The 1,189-nt window shown below is 38.9% G+C and carries 2 protein-coding genes; both read right to left on the bottom strand.

Annotated features, from left to right (window positions below):
- Positions 1-835, bottom strand: an 835-nt coding sequence (locus AC1DS7_RS28725; protein WP_476999402.1) for a flagellin N-terminal helical domain-containing protein, incomplete at its 3' end; no start/stop codon positions are given.
- 85 nt (positions 836-920) lie between these two features.
- Positions 921-1,189 (bottom strand): flagellin (locus AC1DS7_RS28720; RefSeq protein ID WP_476999401.1); only part of this gene is annotated, 269 nt, incomplete at its 5' end.

Below are 1,189 nucleotides of genomic sequence, written 5' to 3'. Positions count from 1 at the left end.
CCATTTGAGGAGTTTGGTTAGCTTGAGAAAGCATGCTGATACCAGCTTCGTTCAAGATTTTGAATTTAGTCATTTCAGACATTTCTTTTGCCATATCAGCATCTTCGATTTGAGAAGCAGCAGCAGCCATATTAGTAGCTTGGCTAGTTACGTTGTTTAAGTTATGATCTAAACGGTTTAATTGAGAACCGAAAGTTGCTCTTGCATCAGCAACTGCTTGGATAGCAGTATCAATTTTACCCATTTCAGTTGTTGCAGCAGTTACAGCAGCTGCTGAATCAGCACCTGTTAATTTTCCAACAGCAGCACCAAGTAGTGTATCAACCTTTGCATCAATAGCTGTAATAACAAGAGTATCACTTGCAGCATCAGAAAGTTGGATAGTCACATCTGAGCCCTTCTTAGTAGCATCAGTATCAGCAGAGTTTAAAAATGCATTACCGTTAAAGTTAGTTTTTTCAGCAATATGGTTAATTTCTTTTGCTAATTGTTGGTACTCTTCGTCTAGAGAAGCTGAATCTTTAACATTATTTGTACCACTAGCAGCTTGCGTAGCAAGATCACGCATACGAAGTAAGATGTTAGAAATTGAGCCTAATGCTGAGTCACCAGTACGTAAAGCAGACATAGCGTCTTGTGTGTTACGCGCCCCAACATTTAAGCCGCCTTCTTTTGCACGCATACGAGTAGCGATAGCTAAGCCAGCYGCATCGTCAGCTGCACTGTTGATTGATTTACCGCTAGATAAACGGTTCATCGCAGTGTTCATTTTGTCTTGGTTTTGTCGCATGTACTCTTGCGTACGCATGCTGTTAATGTTTGTATTAATTCTCATGTAAAGAACCCCCATTTTTTTATCTTGGACTTTTAGTTATCTATAAATCTCTTTGATTACAAAGAGATTTATAGGATCAAATGGCTTATTGTAATAATTTAGAAACCATTTGAGGAGTTTGGTTAGCTTGAGAAAGCATGCTGATACCAGCTTCGTTCAAGATTTTGAATTTAGTCATTTCAGACATTTCTTTTGCCATATCAGCATCTTCGATTTGAGAAGCAGCAGCAGCCATATTAGTAGCTTGGCTAGTTACGTTGTTTAAGTTATGATCTAAACGGTTTAATTGAGAACCGAAAGTTGCTCTTGCATCAGCAACTGCTTGGATAGCAGTATCGCTTGGATAGCAGTATC

This window comes from Bacillus sp. P4_E1 (genome assembly GCF_056401715.1).
The sequence above is the reverse complement of the archived record's forward strand: the minus strand, read 5'-3'. Positions and strand labels throughout refer to the sequence as shown.